The sequence below is a fragment of the Chitinophaga polysaccharea genome (assembly GCF_902150045.1).
Classification (GTDB): Bacteria; Bacteroidota; Bacteroidia; order Chitinophagales; family Chitinophagaceae; genus Chitinophaga; species Chitinophaga polysaccharea_A.
The window spans coordinates 890411-906146 of sequence record NZ_CABFVU010000001.1; the positions used below are offsets into that span (position 1 = coordinate 890411).

The window sequence follows — 15736 nt, forward strand, 5'->3', positions numbered from 1 at the left end:
ATGACCGTATGAATGCTGCGTTTGATGTATTGATTATCGGTGGCGGCCCCATTGGCCTCGCCTGCGGACTGGAAGCCAAAAGAGCAGGACTGAGCTATATTATCCTTGAAAAAGGGTGCGTGGTAAATTCCCTGTATAACTACCCGTTGTACATGACTTTTTTCTCCACTTCCGAGCGACTGGAAATTGGTAACGTGCCCTTTGTGTCTATCAACCCGAAACCTACCAGGCCGGAAGCACTGGAATATTACAGGCGGGTAGCCACTTCACATGAGCTGAATATAAAACTGTTTGAGGAGGTAACGCAGGTAACGCCTAACGCCGGCGAATATACGATCACTACCGGCAAAGGTACCTATCATGCACGCCACGTGGTAATTGCTACCGGCTTTTACGATATTCCCAACCTGCTGAACATCCCTGGCGAAGAGCTTCCTAAAGTAACCCACTATTATAAGGATCCTCACTTTTATGCCACACAGAACGTAGTAGTGATAGGAGCACATAATTCCGCCGTAGATGCTGCACTGGAAACCTATCGCAAAGGCGCCCGCGTTACCATGGTGATCCGTCAGGAAGACATTGGCTCCCGTGTAAAATACTGGGTACGCCCGGATATTGAAAACCGCATAAAGGAAGGTTCCATCAAAGCATGGTTTAAATCTTCGCTCACCGCCATCCGTGATAAGGAAGTGGACATTGCAACACCCGATGGCCCTATCACTATTGCCAACGATTTTGTTATCGCCATGACCGGCTACCAGCCCAACTTCAGCCTGCTGGAAAAATCAGGCATCGCCTTATCAGATGACCAGCTGAGGTTGCCGGCCTATAACCCAATTACCATGGAAACCAATATGCCGCGCATTTATTTGGCCGGCGTGGTTTGTGGCGGGATGAACACCCATGTGTGGTTCATTGAAAACTCCAGGGACCATGCAGGGAAGATCATGGCGCATATCCGCGCGGGCGCGTAGGGAGCGCCTTCGGCGCTTATCTTTACGCTGATTTTGTCTTGTCCCAAGACAAAATCAAACAATATTCACCTCGCGCTCCAGTTCCACACCGAATTTCTCCTTCACGCTGTCCAGCACCTGCTGGGACAGGTGATAGATTTCACTGCCTTTTGCATGGCCGTAGTTCACCAATACCAGTGCCTGCCGGGCATGAACGCCTGCATCGCCGTTGCGGTATCCCTTCCAGCCGCATTGCTCAATAAGCCAGCCGGCCGCCAGCTTGAAATGATCATCTGCTACGGGATAGGCCACCATGGCGGGAAATTCCGCATGCAATTTTTCATAAACTTCTTTCGTCACCGTAGGGTTTTTAAAGAAACTGCCCGCATTCCCTATTTCCGCAGGATTGGGTAATTTGGAAGAACGGATGTTGATCACCGCCTGGCTGATGGCCTGGATAGAAAGCTCCTGCATATTCATGCGCTGAAGCTCCTCATTGATGGCGCCGTAACTGGTATTAAAATGCGGCCGCTTGCTTAACCGGTAGGTTACAGATAAGATAGCAAACCGGTTCCTGTATTCCTTTTTGAAGATGCTTTCACGGTAGCCGAAATGGCAACCGGCGTTATTAAAGGTAACCATGCTGTGATCATCCAGGTGGAAGGCTTCCAGCTCATGGAACACATCTTTTATTTCTACGCCATACGCGCCGATATTCTGCATGGGACTGGCGCCCACATTGCCGGGTATCAGTGAGAGGTTTTCAAGTCCGGCCAGGTTTTGCGCAATACAATGCTGCACAAACCCATGCCAGTTCTCTCCTGCTCCTGCTTTCACATATACGTAATCGTTATCCTCGCCGGTAACGCTGATGCCTTTGATATTGTTTTTCAGCATCCAGCCATTAAAGTCCTGAGTGAAAAGGATATTGCTGCCTCCGCCGAGGATCATCCGGGGCAGGCCATCCTGCTGCTGCCGCCTGGTAATATCCATCAGCTCTTCCATGGAGGAAAATGACGCGAAATAACGTGCAGTGGCGTCGATCCCGAAAGTATTATATGATTTGAGCAGAACATTTTCTGATACCTGCATAATAACTTAAATTTATGGTCAGCAAAGATAGCCGCAAATCATTTAGAAATCATACATCCCATAATCTGGTTCCATGAATAAAACGGCAATTGTATTAGGCGCAACAGGACTTACAGGCACGCACCTGGTGGCGGCACTGCTGCACGACCCTGCCTTCAGCAAAGTGAAGGTACTGGTGCGGCAGCCATGGGCACATGCGAGGCCGAAACTGGAAAGCATTATCGTGGACTTTGATGATGATGAAAGCCTGGCCGCAGCGTTGCAGGGCGACATCCTTTTCTGCTGCATTGGCACTACCATTAAAAAGGCCGGCAGCCAGGAAAATTTCAGGGCGGTGGATTATGGCATTCCGGTAAAATGCGCCAGGATAGCGAAGGAACAAGGCGTTTCCCAATACCTGCTGATGTCTTCCATTGGCGCCAATCCCCGCTCACGCAACTTCTATTTGTGTACAAAAGGACAAACAGAAGACGCTATCCAGCAAACGGGTTTCCGCAGTGTGAATATTTTCCGTCCTTCTGTACTGATAGGCCAGCGTAAAGAATTCCGGTTAGGTGAATGGATAGGAAGATATCTTATCCAGCTGTTCTATTTTTTATTACAGGGGAGATGGAAAAAATACCGGGGTATCAAAGCTGCTACCGTTGCCAATGCCATGATAGTAGCCGCAAAAGAGAATGATGAAGGAGTGAGCATCTATGAATCCGATGCTATCCAAAGCATGGGTGAGTCATGAAAATCCGGAATTGCGTCTTATCTTTAGCGCGTATGAAAAAATGGGCCCTTCTTCTGGCTGTTGCAGCTATTGCCATGCTGCCGCTATCTATGCAAGCGCAGGTGAACAGCTACTTTCCCGGGATATGGAAAGAAAATCCACAACTGCATACCACTTCTTCTGCAAATGATCCTTATACCATCCTGGATTACAGGATAGTCAGGGATTTTAATGTGAGCACCCGTGATAAGGCACAGGCCACCTCGCATTATAAAATGCTGTATAAAAATATCAGGGTGAATACACAGCGCGCGGCGGATAGCCTCACACGGCTGGTGATGTCCATGGAGCCAAGCGAAGCACTGCGTGGCCTACGCATAAGGGTGATACATCCCGGCGGCAGCATAACGAACCTGAACGACGAAGTAAGGATGATTGAGATGAACCAGGGGCGGAAAGCCATAGTAGCCAATAACCTCGTACTGGAAGCCGGTTGCGAGATCGAATATGAAATGAGCCTGAAGGTGCAATACGATTATGCGGGCACCGACTACCTGCAGTCGGGCATCCCCTGCAACCAGCTCAGCTATGTATTAATAGCCCCCAAAACACTTGATTTTGTGATAAAGCCAGGTGCCGGTTTGCCTGCATTGCAGGACAGCGTTAGCGGCAACAACCGTTATTACTGGCTGAATATGCAACACGTACCGGATCTTCCTGCCAACGACCTGTTCTTTTACCTGCCACAACTGAAACGGGTTGATTTCGGGCTGAAGCAGGCCATAGAAGGGAAAGATACCGTGCGTATGACCTGGCAGAAATTTGGGGAAGATAATTATATTCCCATTGTGGCAGTATCCAAAGCGGAATTCAAACAACTGGAAAAAGAACTGCAGAAATGGCCTTTTGTAAAACAACGTCTCCCGCTTCCACAGATGATCTACCTGGTGGAGCAATATATAAAATCCAATTACAGCCTGGTGGCGCCTTCCGAAACCGGCGAAACAGTGGATATCATTTCCATCATCCGCAATAAGCAGGCAGAAAAAGCGGGCTTCACCCGTTTGCTGAATGCGGTGTATTATATGCTGAATATTCAAACCCAGGTATTATTCACTACCTCGCGCGATAGCCTGCTGATGGACAGCCAGCTGGTATACCGGCAACTGCCCATTAATGTGCTGCTCTATTTCCCGGCGGTGCAACAGGCGCTGGCTCCTACGGAAATGAATACACGCTTTCCATGTTACCCGTCTTTACAGACCGGCATTCCGGCATTGCGCTGCCGCGATACCCTGGTAGGCACGGAAAACAAGGTGCTCACAGACTTTATCCAAACACCGGCGCCACCGTATACGCTCAGTAACATCACCATGGAAGCCACGCTCCGGTCAGTAACGGATCCTACCTGGGAAGTAAAGCAATCCTTTGGAGGTTACCCTGCCTCTAACCTGAAAACTGCTTTTGCCGGCACCGGCAGCACACCGGAGGGCCGGCTGCAGGTATATAATGCCATCCTTCCTTTTGAACCCGGCGTAAGGAAGCCCCTGGAAGTAAAAGCCGAAAACGAGGTATTTAATAACCGCTCCCTGGATAAGCCTGTATTGCTGAACAGTACGCTGCTTAACACATCTTCCGTAGAAAATAAAGAAAGCAGTATAGTGATCCACGCAGGACCTTTGCTGGGAAATAACCTGACTGCCGAGATGCCGCTTCCACCCGGCGATCTGCCGGTGCAGATCAATTTTCCCTATTACCAGGAAAAACGTATAGTCATCCCCGTGCCAACCGGTTATAAGGTAGTGAATAAGGAAGATTTCTCCGCAGAGATCAATGATAAAGAAGGCGCATTGGGCTTTAAAATGCGGTGTGAACAGGATGGCGGCCAGCTGCGCATTTTTGTGCTGGAGTGGTATAAGCAAACCGACTTTTCCGGCAACAGTAAAGCTGCATTCGGGCAGTTGCTGAAAAGGATGCAGGTGCTCCAGCAACAGGACCTGGTATTGGTGAAAGAATAACTTTATACGCCGTCTACATCCGGGATAATCACCACGGAACGGAATCTTTTTTCCGTTTTAAGCTGGATAATGAATTCCTGCAATACTCTTTTTACATGAGCAATCAGTCTCGTTTCACGGGGCAGTTTGATCAGCATTTCCTGTAAGTAATTGTTACGTACTCTTGCCACCAGTGGTGCTGCCGGTCCAACCAGTTGGGCGCCTATATGCGGTTGCAGCCAGCTGGCCAGGATCTGTGCAGCCTGTTCTGCAGTCTGCTGGTTTTTATGCCGGATAGTTAATTTCAGTAAACGGAAGAAAGGCGGGTAACCAAATACCTGCCGCTCGGCAATTTCCGCTTCAAACATCGCTTTATAATCGTGCGCCGTTACATAATGCAATACCGGGTGCCTTGTATTACTGGCCTGGATCAGTACTTTACCCAGCCCGTTTTTACGGCCGGCGCGCCCGCTTACCTGTTCCATCATCTGGAAGGCCCTTTCATTCACCCGGAAATCGGGGAAACCCAGGAGATTGTCTGCGCTCAGGATCCCTACCAGGTTTACGTTTTCAAAATCCAATCCTTTCACCACCATCTGAGTGCCTACAAGTATATCAATACTGCGGTCTTCCAGCAACTGGATCAGTTTATTGTGGCTGTCTTTATTTCTCACTGTATCTACATCCATACGGGCGATACGGGCTTCCGGGAAGGCCGTCTGCAGGTCGTCCTCTATTTTTTCCGTGCCAAAGCTCTTGGGCTCAATGGTTTGAGAGCCGCAGGCATCGCAGGTATGCACATAGGGATATCTTGTGCCGCAGTAGTGGCAGTGGAGCTTATCCTGGTTTTTATGATATGTGAGAGATACATCACATTGTTTGCAATGCGGTATCCAGCCGCAGGTAGTGCATAGCAGGAAAGGCGCATATCCGCGGCGGTTCTGGAAAAGGATCACCTGTTTTCCATCAGTCATACTTTGTGTGATGGCAGCTTTCAGTGCAGAAGAAAAATGGCCGTCCATTGTTTTCTCTGCCATTTCCTTTTTGATATCCACTATTTCAATAACGGGCATTTCCACACCACCGAACCGTTCTTTCAGTTCAACCAGTCCGTATTTTCCCTGTTGGGCGTTAAAATACGATTCCAGGGATGGCGTGGCAGAGCCCAGCAGCACTTTGGCTTTGAAGAGACCGGCATAATAGATGGCAGCATCCCTTGCGTGATAACGGGGCGCGGGGTCCTGTTGTTTATAAGACGCATCATGCTCTTCATCAAGGATGATCAGGCCCAGGTCGGGGAAGGGCAACAGCAGGCTGGAACGGGCGCCCAGTATGATACGCAGCTCGCCTGTTTTTACCTTGTTCCATATTTCCACCCGCTCGTTATTGTTAAACCTGGAGTGATAAATGCCAATGCTGGTGCCGAAGTGTTTCTGCAGCCGGCGGATTATCTGCGCAGTAAGCCCTATTTCGGGCAACAGGTACAGTACCTGTTTACCGCTGGCCAGGCAGGCTTCCATCATCTTCACATATACCTGCGTTTTACCGCTGGAAGTAACCCCGTGGAGCAGGGTTACCTGTTTATTCTTAAAATGCGTTTGTACTTCCTCCAATGCTTTTTCCTGTGCGGGGCTCAGGTCAAAATCGATCTGTGCATCCATTTTGCCGGTAGCGATACGGTCTACCGTACGTTTCTCCACCCACAGGATATTTTTATCTACCAGGCCTTTCAGCTGGGCAACCGTGGCGCCGGATTTCTTCAGTAATTCTTTCTGCAGTACAGCGCCCTGTGTTTTCAGCAGGTGAAGATAAGCGAGAAGCAGTTCCATTTGCTTCGGGGCCCGGCCCATATCGTTGAAGAGGGCGGCCAGTTGCTCTTCTTCCTGGTAGTGTGCATGCAATTGCACATAATTTTCCTGTTTCTCCTTATATACTTCTTTCAGTTCCTCATATACCAGCAATACTTTTTTCTCTATCAGTTTCTTGATAACAGAATATACTTCTGATTTGTCGAGGATCATTTGTACTTCCTCTATGCGCAGTTCCTTGCGGATATGCAGGGCTTCCGCGATGAGGTATTCATCATCGTCGAGAGAGGTAAAGTCGTCGCCGAAGGCATCATTAAAAAGCAGGAGCGTTTCGCTGGAAAGCTTGAGATGGGCCGGCAGTGCGGCATTCAGCACCTCTCCTTCCGTGCACATATAGTAGCTGGCCACCCATTCCCAGAAGGCTAACTGGGTAGGATATACGATGGGCGATGCGTCCAGCATATCCAGCAATGGTTTTGTTTTATACAGGGGGGCCTGTTCGTGAATAGCTTTCACGATACCGGCGTACTTTTTCTGTTTTCCGAGCTGCACGGCTACCCTGCATCCTACCTGGAGGCCGAACATATTTTCAGGAACCGAGTAGGTGTAATTTTTGGGTAGCGCCAACGGCAATATTACATCTGCGTACTTCATCCTATTGGCTGCAGGGTTGGGTATTTATGATATTTACGTAATTCGGTGTCCATCGCATCAAACACCCGTTGTTTGAGGGTATTGATATCATCCAGCGTCATTCCTGTAACAGGTATTGGCGGGAGGAACACCACGCGGCATTTACCGGGAGAAAGGTGCATGGGTCCTTTATGTGGTAAGCGATGGCCTGCATCGAGGTACAGTACCGGTTTAATCGGTTTCTGCAGCTCAATGGCCATGCGGAATGCACCGTTATGGAAAGGGCGTAGTGGCTGATCGGTGTCGTTGGTGGTGCCTTCCGGGAATACGAGGATGGAGATACCCGCTTTGAGGGCGGTCATCATCTCCCGTACGCTGCGCGCCCTGGCGGCTGCGCTGGAACGGTCTACCGGTACTACTGAATTTTTATAGATAAACCCGAAGAAGGGGATCCTTGACATTTCCACTTTGCCCAGGGGGCGGAACGGGAGCCGCATTACTTTTACGGCGATGGCTGCATCGAGATAAGAGCGGTGATTCACCACGTAGATGCAGGGCTCATTGTCGCGCTCGCATAAATATTTGCGTGTTACCCACATACCTGTCAGCGGGAACCAGGCATGCGCCCAGAAACGGAGAAAATAAAATATAATATTACCTCCCTTTTGCCTGCCCAGCAGGGAAGCCAGGAAAATAGGCGGCAATATCAGGAACATGATGCCCAGGAAAACAGCAGCGGCGTATATCACATAAATAACACGCAACGGTTTCAGTAAAAAATTCATAGACGCCTCTGAAGGTTTAATATGGCGGAAAACTACGAAGAAAATTACGAATTACGCGGAAAGAGGCGTTGAATTAATCGCAGTGGCAGGTCCAGTCCTTATCAAGATCTATACAGGTAATTACTTTAGCATTCAGTGAATCGCAGGGAGCAAAAACGATCCGGAGATGCTGTCCTTCGCTGGAATAGCCTTCCACCGCATAGGTTGGGCAGGGATGATCGTTGGGGTTGGATTTTTCCGGGTTAACTTTCCCTTCGGCAAGGATTTCCTCTACTTCTGCCCTTGTCACCTGGCGACAATCCATCCGACAGATGGCGTGTTTCGTATATTCCAGGTGGGCGTGCCTGTTGATCACTTCCCCGTCAATGGCGGGGCTGCCGGAGTTACTACGGGCCACAACGGGGCGGCTGCCGGTAGAGGACGGAGCGGGCGTGCTTTTCCACCATTTCTGCTGCCAGCCGGCCAGCAACAGCAGGGATAAGAGGAAAACCGGAAGATATTTTTGCATTGATTTCATAAAGCAACAGAACGGCGCGCAAAATAGTTAAAAATTCCTTACCTAACTATGACATAAAAAGTTCCTACCTTTGCCTCCCTTTATGGAACAGGTAAAAACAGTAGCATTTCATACACTCGGCTGTAAGCTGAACTTTTCAGAAACCTCTTCAATCAGCAGGTTACTGGAACAGGATGGGTTTGTAAAAACGGATTTTGAAGGAACAGCAGATGTATATGTGATCAATACCTGTTCTGTAACAGATAATGCCGATAAGGAGTGCCGTATGCTGGTGCGCCGCATACAGCGCCGCGCGCCGGGCAGCATGGTAGTGATCACCGGCTGTTATGCCCAGCTGAAACCTGAAGAAATTGCTTCTATTGAAGGCGTGGACCTGGTACTGGGCGCGGCAGAGAAATTTAATATCGCCGAACACCTCAAAACGCTCACCAAGGGAGACAGCGCGAAGATCTGCTCCTGTGATATTGAGGAGGTGAATAGTTTTCATGCTTCCTATTCGCTGAACGACCGCACCCGCACCTTTCTGAAAGTACAGGATGGCTGTGACTATACCTGCGCCTTTTGTACCATTCCAATGGCTCGTGGCAAAAGCCGCAGCGACAGTGTTGCCAACGTGGTAAAACACGCGCAGGACCTGGCTGCCAACGGTGTGAAGGAAATTGTGCTCACCGGCGTAAACCTGGGCGATTTTGGTAAAGGCTTTGAAGGCGGGAAAAAAAGGGAAGAAACCTTTTTTGAACTGGCGCAGGAACTGGATAAAGTAGAGGGCATTTCCCGGTACCGTATTTCTTCCATAGAACCTAACCTGCTTACCAATGAGATCATTGAATTTGTAGCCAACAGCCGCAGGTTCATGCCTCATTTCCATATTCCGCTGCAAAGCGGCAGTAACGAGATACTGGGCCTCATGCGCCGCCGCTACCGCCGTGAACTGTATGCAGAAAAAGTGGCCCTGATCAAACAATTTATGCCGCATTGCGCCATTGGCGTGGATGTGATCGTAGGTTTCCCCGGTGAAAGCGATGCGCATTTCCGCGAAACATACGATTTCCTGCATGAACTGGATGTATCCTATCTTCACGTATTCACCTACTCGGAACGTCCCAATACCGCTGCACTGGATATCAGGCCGGTAGTGCCTGTACATACCAGGAACGAGCGCAACAAAATGCTGCGCAATCTCAGCCACAAAAAGCAGCAGTTCTTTAATGAACAGCACCTGCATCAAACCAGGAAAGTGCTGTTTGAATCGCTGGGAAAAGATGGTATGATGGAAGGCTATACGGATAACTACATCAAAGTAACCACTCCTTTCCGCCAGGAATGGCATAACCAGCTGATCGATTGGAACCTGCGCTAACCGGATTTCCTCCGGAGCAGGAAGCCCCGGAAATGATCATGCCAGGAGATCAGGTTGCCTATGAGGAAGTAATCTTTCAGGCTGCTTTTGATACTGCTGCGCATAATCCGCACTACTATACTTTTTCCCACTTCTCCTTTCTCCTGAACCAGCAGTAATAACTCCAGCGATACCAGCGACAGGATGGCGCTAATGAGGAAAAGGAAGTTCCATTGATGCAGCGCCAACAGGTGAAGGACTTTTGTGGTATGCGGCCCGGAGAAAGTAGCATCGATCTGTACATGCCTTGATTCGAAGAAATCCGCCAGGTAACCGCCCACCAGTGGCGCCAGCGCAGAAAAAACGGCGGTGATGATATTCCTCGCAGATAAATATATTACCGCATCCTTTGCGGGGGCCAGTTTGAGGCCGATATTGGTTAGCGAAAGATTAATGCCTGCATTGGCAACACCGGTGAAAATATGGATCAGTACCAGCAATGCTATATTGGCATACACCTTTGAATAAATTCCTACAAAACACCATCCTACCACACAGGCAATATATAAGGGGCCACTGATGGCCAGGATGGTCTTATTGCTGTACCTGTCTGCAAATACTCCCCACATACGGAAAGTAAATACACCTGTAAGCTGGCTTACCATCAGCAATATGGTAATCACGGAAAGAGACAGCTGCATGCCCTGCATCATGAATACAGTAAAAAATGGTGTGGCTATATTTAATGCAAATACCCAGGCGGAGTTGAAGATCAGCAGGCGGAGAAAATTATTATCGTGCAAAGGGCGTATCAGTAACCTGAAAAAATTTCCTTTATCCATATACGACTGCGGCTCCACCGCCCCGGCCAGTATAAATGCACCTGCAATACCAGCAATACCAGCAGCAATAAACATACAGTAGTAGGTAGTGAGCTCATAGGCAGGATAATACCGCCGGATATAATCCACACCGAAAGCGGCCACCAGGCTTAATATCACATTCAATCCCTGTGTGTAGCTGCTTCTTTTGGCGAAGTAACTCCCCATGACCTGTTCGGGAATGAGGTCCTTTATCCAGGCGTTCCAGCTGGGCCCGGCGATAGAGCCGAAGAAGTAAAAAAAGAAAAGGAAGAAGATCAGGAAATTGATATTGCCCGTTTGCGGGAACAGCAGGGGAATGGCGCCTATAAGCAGTAACGGGATCCTGGCCAGGAGGGAGCACAGCACCGTTACCAGTCGCCGGTTATTACTACGGCGCACCAGCCATATGGATATTAACTGGAACACGTTGGTGAAAGTGGGGAGGCCGGACAACAACCCTATCTGCAGGTTATTGGCTCCCATCAACAGTGCCATTGCCACCAGGAATGCCCCTCCGGTAAGCGTGATCATGGCTTCAGCCGCCAGCCCGTCGCCTATGATCAGCTTCATTCCCTGTGCCCTTTCAGATTCGGTGATGTCGGTGCGCGGTCTCAGATTCATACTTTCAGCTTTCAGTATAAACAGATACCCGTGCACCGGCAATGATTATACCATGCCAAACAGCAGGGATGGCCGTATTACTTCGGGAAACCCGGGTCTGCCTTTACTTCTTCGAGCTGCTGCGTATGGCGGTTGGTGTGTGCGGCATCCAGCAGTAACAACTGGTAAGCATCGATAGGGCCCAGCGCAGGGTGGTCGGTAATGTGATCACGCATTACGTCCTGGGTGTTGGTTACATATTCGATGAGCTTATCGCGTTGGGTTATAAATGCTTTGATCGCTTCCGCATTGGAGGAGTAGTTGTGTTTGGGAACGCCATACTCAGGCGCTTTTACTTTATGGCTGCGGTCTTCCACATTTTTAATGATCTGTTCGTCCGTAGTTTTAATATCTTTTCTTCTTTGGGGATTGGCTGGCTGCTGTACCAGTTTCTGCTCTCCTTCCATGATAGCCTTTTCAATCAGGGTAATATGCTCCACGCATTCGATCACCGACCAGCGGTCGGCCGAGGGCTTGTACTCCAATTGTGCATCCGTGAGGCCCTGCACGTCTTTCAGAAGCTGATCCTTTGTTTGCTGTAGCTGAGCCAGCAGAAGGGATCTGTCTTCCTTTACGCCCGGTACAGGGCGGAAAGCGGTAACTGCTGAAAAAACGGTTATTGTCAGCAGCAGTAGTAACTTTTTCATCGTGGTTAAAATTTAAGTGCCAGGAAATTGGAGTTATTGATCAGAAGACAGACAAATTACGAAAAACCGATGATCTCCAGAAATTCCTCCCTGGTGATAAATCCTGCGCCCAGTGAGGCCAGGTGGTCGGTATGTACCTGGCAGTCGATCATCTGAAGCTCATGTGCATAAGTTTGCACAAAAGTGATAAACGCCGCTTTGGAGGCATTGCTCACGGTAGCAAACATGGATTCCCCAAAAAAGAAAGGACCCGTTTTAACGCCATAGAGGCCACCCACCAGTTCATTATGCTGCCAGCATTCTACAGACATGGCATAGCCTGCCTGGTGCAGCCGTGTATAGGCTTCCTGCATTTCCCGCGTAATCCAGGTGCCGGTTTGGCCGGGACGGGGAATACTGCTGCAGCGGGCAATCACACCTGCAAAGTCTTCATTGAAAGTGATCCGGAATTGCTTTTTACGTAATACCTGTTTCATGCTGGCGGATACTTTCAGTTCATCGGGGAATAATACGAAGCGGGGGTCAGGGCTCCACCACAAAATAGGTGGTTCATCGTACCAGGGGAAAATACCGGAACGGTAAGCAAGCAGCAACCGCTCCACCGACAGGTCCCCTCCTACGGCGAGTAATCCGTCCGGCTCGGAAAGCTGAACAGGTGGAAAAACCAGTTGTTTATTAAGACGAAAAACAGTCATATCAGGAATCAGCTGCCTGCCATTTCTTCAATAGTGGCACTAAGTCCTCTCTCCTGCAGGGCTTCACAAAGGGGGCGAAGCTTGAGATATTCGCCCTGTTTAACAGCATACTTTCCATTAAAATGAATAATCAGCGCACACTGTTCGGCCTGCTCGTGCGTATGCCCGCAAACCTCCATCAGTGAAGAAATGACCCAATCGAATGTATTCACCTCATCATTCCAGACTACCAGGCTGAACGGAAACTGCTCATCTTCCGCTACCAGCACATCTGTCTCTTCCTCCGGTAATCCTTTTGTACTTGTATGATCGCTCATCTTTAATAAAAGCTTTATGCAAAATTACATGGATTATTCGTTAATTTATCCATATTTAGCAGAGATTTGCGGATTTCAGGATGCTTCGAATTTAAAAAATGGTTATGATGAACGGACTGGTTTTACTGATGAATACTAATTTACCGCTGAAAGATCCGGTGCCGATCTTTTCGCTGGTATTGTTTATAATACTGCTGGCGCCCATCCTGTTACGTAAGTTGCGGATACCCAGTATTATAGGGTTGATCATTGCAGGTATGCTGATCGGTGATCATGGTTTTAAAATAATTCAGAAAGACAGTATCGACCTCTTTGCCAAGGCCGGGCTGTTGTATATTATGTTCCTGGCGGGCCTGGAGCTGGATATGACCGAATTTCGCAAGAACCGCTACCGGAGCATGGTGTTCGGCGCCTTTACCTTCTTTATTCCCCTTACAATGGGATACGTGGTGTGTACCTATGTGCTGGAGTTTAACTTCATGGCCACGCTGCTGGTATCCAGCATGTTTGCCACCCATACGCTGGTGGCCTACCCGCTGGCAAGCCGGCTCGGCATCACTAAAAATGAAGCCGTAACCGTGGCAGTGGGCGGCACTATTATTACCGATACAGCGGTGCTGCTGATACTGGCAGTGATCACCGGTGCGCAGGCTGGCAATCTCAATACTTATTTCTGGGTACGGCTGGGCATTTCACTAGCCATTTTTGCCGCTATTATCCTCTGGCTGATGCCTATGCTTGGCCGTTGGTTTTTTAAGAAGATAAAAGACGATAAAACCTCGCATTTCATTTTTGTGCTGGCGCTGGTATTTGCCTCCGCCTTCCTGGCAGAACTGGCTGGTGTAGAGGGTATTATCGGTGCATTCCTTGCCGGGCTGGCGCTCAACCAGTTGATCCCGCATACCTCCCCGCTGATGAACCGCATCGAATTTGTAGGCAACGCTATTTTCATTCCTTTTTTCCTCATCAGTGTGGGTATGCTGGTAGACCTGCGGGTATTACTGAAAGGCCCCGAAGCACTGATCATAGCCGGCGCGCTCACGCTGATGGCGCTTAGCAGCAAATGGCTGGCGGCAATGTTCACGCAGCTGGTTTTTAAATACAGCCCCAACCAGCGCAAGGTGATCTTCGGGCTCAGCAGCGCCCATGCTGCCGCTACTATCGCAGTAATACTCATCGGGTATAATATGCATATTGTGGATGAACATGTACTGAATGGTACCGTGATACTTATTCTTATTACCTGCCTGGTGGGATCTTTTGTTACAGAAAATGCCGGCCGCCGGCTGGCCATCCTGGAAGCAGAAAGCAAACCGGAACCGGACGATCAGCCGGAACGTATACTGGTGCCGGTTTCCAACCCCGACCGTATTGAAGCGCTGCTCGACTTTGCCGTGATGATCAAAGACCACAGCGCCCAAACGCCTATTTACCCGCTGGCGGTAGTACAGGATAATGAAGAAGCAAAAGAAAAGATTCACCTCACCAATAAAATGCTGGAAAAGGCTGTGATACATGCCGCCGCCACGGAAAGTGATGTACAGGTGGTTACCCGTATTGACCTCAACGTTTCCGATGGTATTACACGTGCTACAAAGGAACTGCTGATCAGCGATGTGATACTTGGCTGGACTGATAAAACAAGCACCACCGACCGCTGGCTGGGCAACATTTTTGGTACTACACTGGATAACGTTTTACAGCGTGTATGGGAAACGGTATATGTATGTAACTTCCATTCCCCCCTGAACACCACTAAAAAGATGGCGCTGATAATACCGCCCAATGCAGAATATGAGCTGGGCTTCCTGCATTACATGCAAAAAATGTTTATGCTCGCTAAACAGGCAGGCGCCAGGTTACTGGTTTTCTGTAATGAAAAAACACAAACCATTACTACGGCATTTGCGGAGCAGACAAAGATGAGCGTGGACCTGGATTTCCGGCAGTTTGATACCATTGAGGATTTCCTGGTGCTTTCAAGGGAAATCAACCGCGACGACCTGGTGGTGGTGGTTACAGCCCGTAAAAGCACGCTTTCCTATCATGCGTATATGGATGGTATTCCCGCTAAACTGGAGCGTCATTTCAAAGACAATAATGTGATCCTTTTATACCCGGAACAGAGAGAATTTGATTCACTGGAAGCAGGGCTGCAATCAGAAGACCTTACGCTGGCGCCCATCCAGGAGCAGATTGCAAACCTTAATAAACTGGGTAAAGCAGTGAAACGGATATTCAAAAAATAATGGTTACTACCGGCAGCCGGTGGCTAAACGCAAAAAGGTCCCGCATTTCTGCAGGACCTTTTTTATTGTGTGTAGTGTGGGAGCTACTGGATTCGAACCAGTGACCCTCTGCTTGTAAGGCAGATGCTCTGAACCAGCTGAGCTAAGCTCCCCTGAAGATCTTCTGAAAATATGTCAAACAATTTTGTGTGGGAGCTACTGGATTCGAACCAGTGACCCTCTGCTTGTAAGGCAGATGCTCTGAACCAGCTGAGCTAAGCTCCCTCTTAAAGATCTTCGGAAATATGTCAAACTACTTTGTGTGGGAGCTACTGGATTCGAACCAGTGACCCTCTGCTTGTAAGGCAGATGCTCTGAACCAGCTGAGCTAAGCTCCCATTTTGTTTCTAACCTATCGTCCCTTTCGTTCGATTGGATCGCAAAGGTATAAACTATTTTTATTTCACCAAATATTTTTTGAAAA

13 protein-coding genes and 3 tRNA genes are annotated in these 15736 nt (G+C 49.0%); 5 read left to right on the top strand and 11 right to left on the bottom strand.

Features of this window, described 5'->3' with window-relative positions; all coding sequences use genetic code 11:
* Positions 1–8 precede the first annotated feature (8 nt).
* Positions 9–977, top strand: coding sequence for a YpdA family putative bacillithiol disulfide reductase (locus FN124_RS03615; RefSeq protein ID WP_142683418.1), 969 nt, complete (start codon positions 9–11; stop codon positions 975–977).
* Between the two features lie 54 nt (positions 978–1031).
* On the opposite strand, the gene murB is transcribed toward FN124_RS03615, so the two are convergent.
* Positions 1032–2048 carry a UDP-N-acetylmuramate dehydrogenase gene (gene murB, locus FN124_RS03620; RefSeq protein ID WP_142683419.1) on the bottom strand — a complete coding sequence of 339 codons (1017 nt, stop codon included), beginning with the start codon at positions 2046–2048 and terminating at the stop codon, positions 1032–1034.
* 73 nt (positions 2049–2121) lie between these two features.
* Here murB and FN124_RS03625 point away from each other — a divergent pair, with 73 nt between their 5' ends.
* Both FN124_RS03625 and FN124_RS03630 read left to right on the top strand, forming a co-directional pair.
* The gene (locus tag FN124_RS03625) at positions 2122–2784 is read left to right on the top strand and encodes an oxidoreductase (protein ID WP_142683420.1); all 663 of its coding nucleotides are present in this window, start codon (positions 2122–2124) and stop codon (positions 2782–2784) included.
* Positions 2785–2816: 32 nt separating this feature from the next.
* On the top strand, positions 2817–4781 hold the full coding sequence (locus FN124_RS03630) for a hypothetical protein (protein WP_142683421.1): 1965 nt from the start codon (positions 2817–2819) through the stop codon (positions 4779–4781).
* Between the two features lie 2 nt (positions 4782–4783).
* Here FN124_RS03630 and priA read toward each other — a convergent pair whose 3' ends face one another.
* From priA to FN124_RS03645, 3 genes are all read right to left on the bottom strand, one after another.
* Positions 4784–7222 carry a replication restart helicase PriA gene (gene priA, locus FN124_RS03635; protein ID WP_142683422.1) on the bottom strand — a complete coding sequence of 813 codons (2439 nt, stop codon included), beginning with the start codon at positions 7220–7222 and terminating at the stop codon, positions 4784–4786.
* Entirely contained in the window at positions 7219–7986 is a 768-nt protein-coding gene (locus FN124_RS03640) for a lysophospholipid acyltransferase family protein (protein ID WP_142683423.1), read from the bottom strand. The genes priA and FN124_RS03640 overlap by 4 nt, the downstream gene beginning before the upstream one ends.
* 73 nt (positions 7987–8059) lie before the next feature.
* On the bottom strand, positions 8060–8494 hold the full coding sequence (locus FN124_RS03645; protein WP_185937075.1) for a DUF4258 domain-containing protein: 435 nt from the start codon (positions 8492–8494) through the stop codon (positions 8060–8062).
* A 91-nt stretch (positions 8495–8585) separates the two neighbouring features.
* Here FN124_RS03645 and mtaB point away from each other — a divergent pair, with 91 nt between their 5' ends.
* On the top strand, positions 8586–9863 hold the full coding sequence (gene mtaB / locus FN124_RS03650) for a tRNA (N(6)-L-threonylcarbamoyladenosine(37)-C(2))-methylthiotransferase MtaB (RefSeq protein ID WP_142683425.1): 1278 nt from the start codon (positions 8586–8588) through the stop codon (positions 9861–9863).
* Here the strand turns inward: mtaB and FN124_RS03655 are convergent.
* The 4 genes from FN124_RS03655 to FN124_RS03670 all read right to left on the bottom strand — a co-directional run bounded on the left by FN124_RS03655 (position 9860) and on the right by FN124_RS03670 (position 13024).
* A complete protein-coding gene (locus tag FN124_RS03655; protein WP_142683426.1) occupies positions 9860–11326 on the bottom strand; it encodes an MFS transporter in 1467 nt (488 codons plus the stop codon). The genes mtaB and FN124_RS03655 overlap by 4 nt on opposite strands.
* 77 nt (positions 11327–11403) lie before the next feature.
* Entirely contained in the window at positions 11404–12012 is a 609-nt protein-coding gene (locus FN124_RS03660; protein ID WP_142683427.1) for a DinB family protein, read from the bottom strand.
* Between the two features lie 56 nt (positions 12013–12068).
* Positions 12069–12707 (bottom strand): leucyl/phenylalanyl-tRNA--protein transferase, encoded by a 639-nt coding sequence (gene aat, locus FN124_RS03665; RefSeq protein ID WP_142683428.1) that lies wholly within the window; start codon positions 12705–12707, stop codon positions 12069–12071.
* Positions 12708–12715: 8 nt separating this feature from the next.
* Positions 12716–13024 (bottom strand): ATP-dependent Clp protease adaptor ClpS, encoded by a 309-nt coding sequence (locus FN124_RS03670; protein WP_142683429.1) that lies wholly within the window; start codon positions 13022–13024, stop codon positions 12716–12718.
* A 104-nt stretch (positions 13025–13128) separates the two neighbouring features.
* On the opposite strand from FN124_RS03670, the gene FN124_RS03675 reads away from it, so the two are divergent.
* Entirely contained in the window at positions 13129–15273 is a 2145-nt protein-coding gene (locus FN124_RS03675; protein WP_260607315.1) for a cation:proton antiporter, read from the top strand.
* 77 nt (positions 15274–15350) lie between these two features.
* On the opposite strand, the gene FN124_RS03680 is transcribed toward FN124_RS03675, so the two are convergent.
* The 3 genes from FN124_RS03680 to FN124_RS03690 form a co-directional block, all read right to left on the bottom strand.
* A tRNA-Val gene (locus FN124_RS03680) sits at positions 15351–15425 on the bottom strand.
* Between the two features lie 37 nt (positions 15426–15462).
* Positions 15463–15537 (bottom strand) — tRNA-Val (locus tag FN124_RS03685).
* 38 nt (positions 15538–15575) lie between these two features.
* Positions 15576–15650 (bottom strand) — tRNA-Val (locus tag FN124_RS03690).
* Positions 15651–15736 lie beyond the last annotated feature (86 nt).

Bases quoted from the DNA above. Each gene is read 5' to 3' on its own strand.
- FN124_RS03615 (WP_142683418.1), top strand. From the start codon at position 9: ATGAATGCTGCGTTTGATGTATTGATTATCGGTGGCGGCCCCATTGGC.
- FN124_RS03645 (WP_185937075.1), bottom strand. From the start codon at position 8,494: ATGCAAAAATATCTTCCGGTTTTCCTCTTATCCCTGCTGTTGCTGGCC.
- FN124_RS03655 (WP_142683426.1), bottom strand. From the start codon at position 11,326: ATGAATCTGAGACCGCGCACCGACATCACCGAATCTGAAAGGGCACAG.
- FN124_RS03640 (WP_142683423.1), bottom strand. From the start codon at position 7,986: ATGAATTTTTTACTGAAACCGTTGCGTGTTATTTATGTGATATACGCC.
- FN124_RS03630 (WP_142683421.1), top strand. From the start codon at position 2,817: ATGAAAAAATGGGCCCTTCTTCTGGCTGTTGCAGCTATTGCCATGCTG.
- FN124_RS03625 (WP_142683420.1), top strand. From the start codon at position 2,122: ATGAATAAAACGGCAATTGTATTAGGCGCAACAGGACTTACAGGCACG.
- mtaB (WP_142683425.1), top strand. From the start codon at position 8,586: ATGGAACAGGTAAAAACAGTAGCATTTCATACACTCGGCTGTAAGCTG.
- FN124_RS03675 (WP_260607315.1), top strand. From the start codon at position 13,129: ATGATGAACGGACTGGTTTTACTGATGAATACTAATTTACCGCTGAAA.
- murB (WP_142683419.1), bottom strand. From the start codon at position 2,048: ATGCAGGTATCAGAAAATGTTCTGCTCAAATCATATAATACTTTCGGG.
- FN124_RS03660 (WP_142683427.1), bottom strand. From the start codon at position 12,012: ATGAAAAAGTTACTACTGCTGCTGACAATAACCGTTTTTTCAGCAGTT.
- aat (WP_142683428.1), bottom strand. From the start codon at position 12,707: ATGACTGTTTTTCGTCTTAATAAACAACTGGTTTTTCCACCTGTTCAG.
- priA (WP_142683422.1), bottom strand. From the start codon at position 7,222: ATGAAGTACGCAGATGTAATATTGCCGTTGGCGCTACCCAAAAATTAC.
- FN124_RS03670 (WP_142683429.1), bottom strand. From the start codon at position 13,024: ATGAGCGATCATACAAGTACAAAAGGATTACCGGAGGAAGAGACAGAT.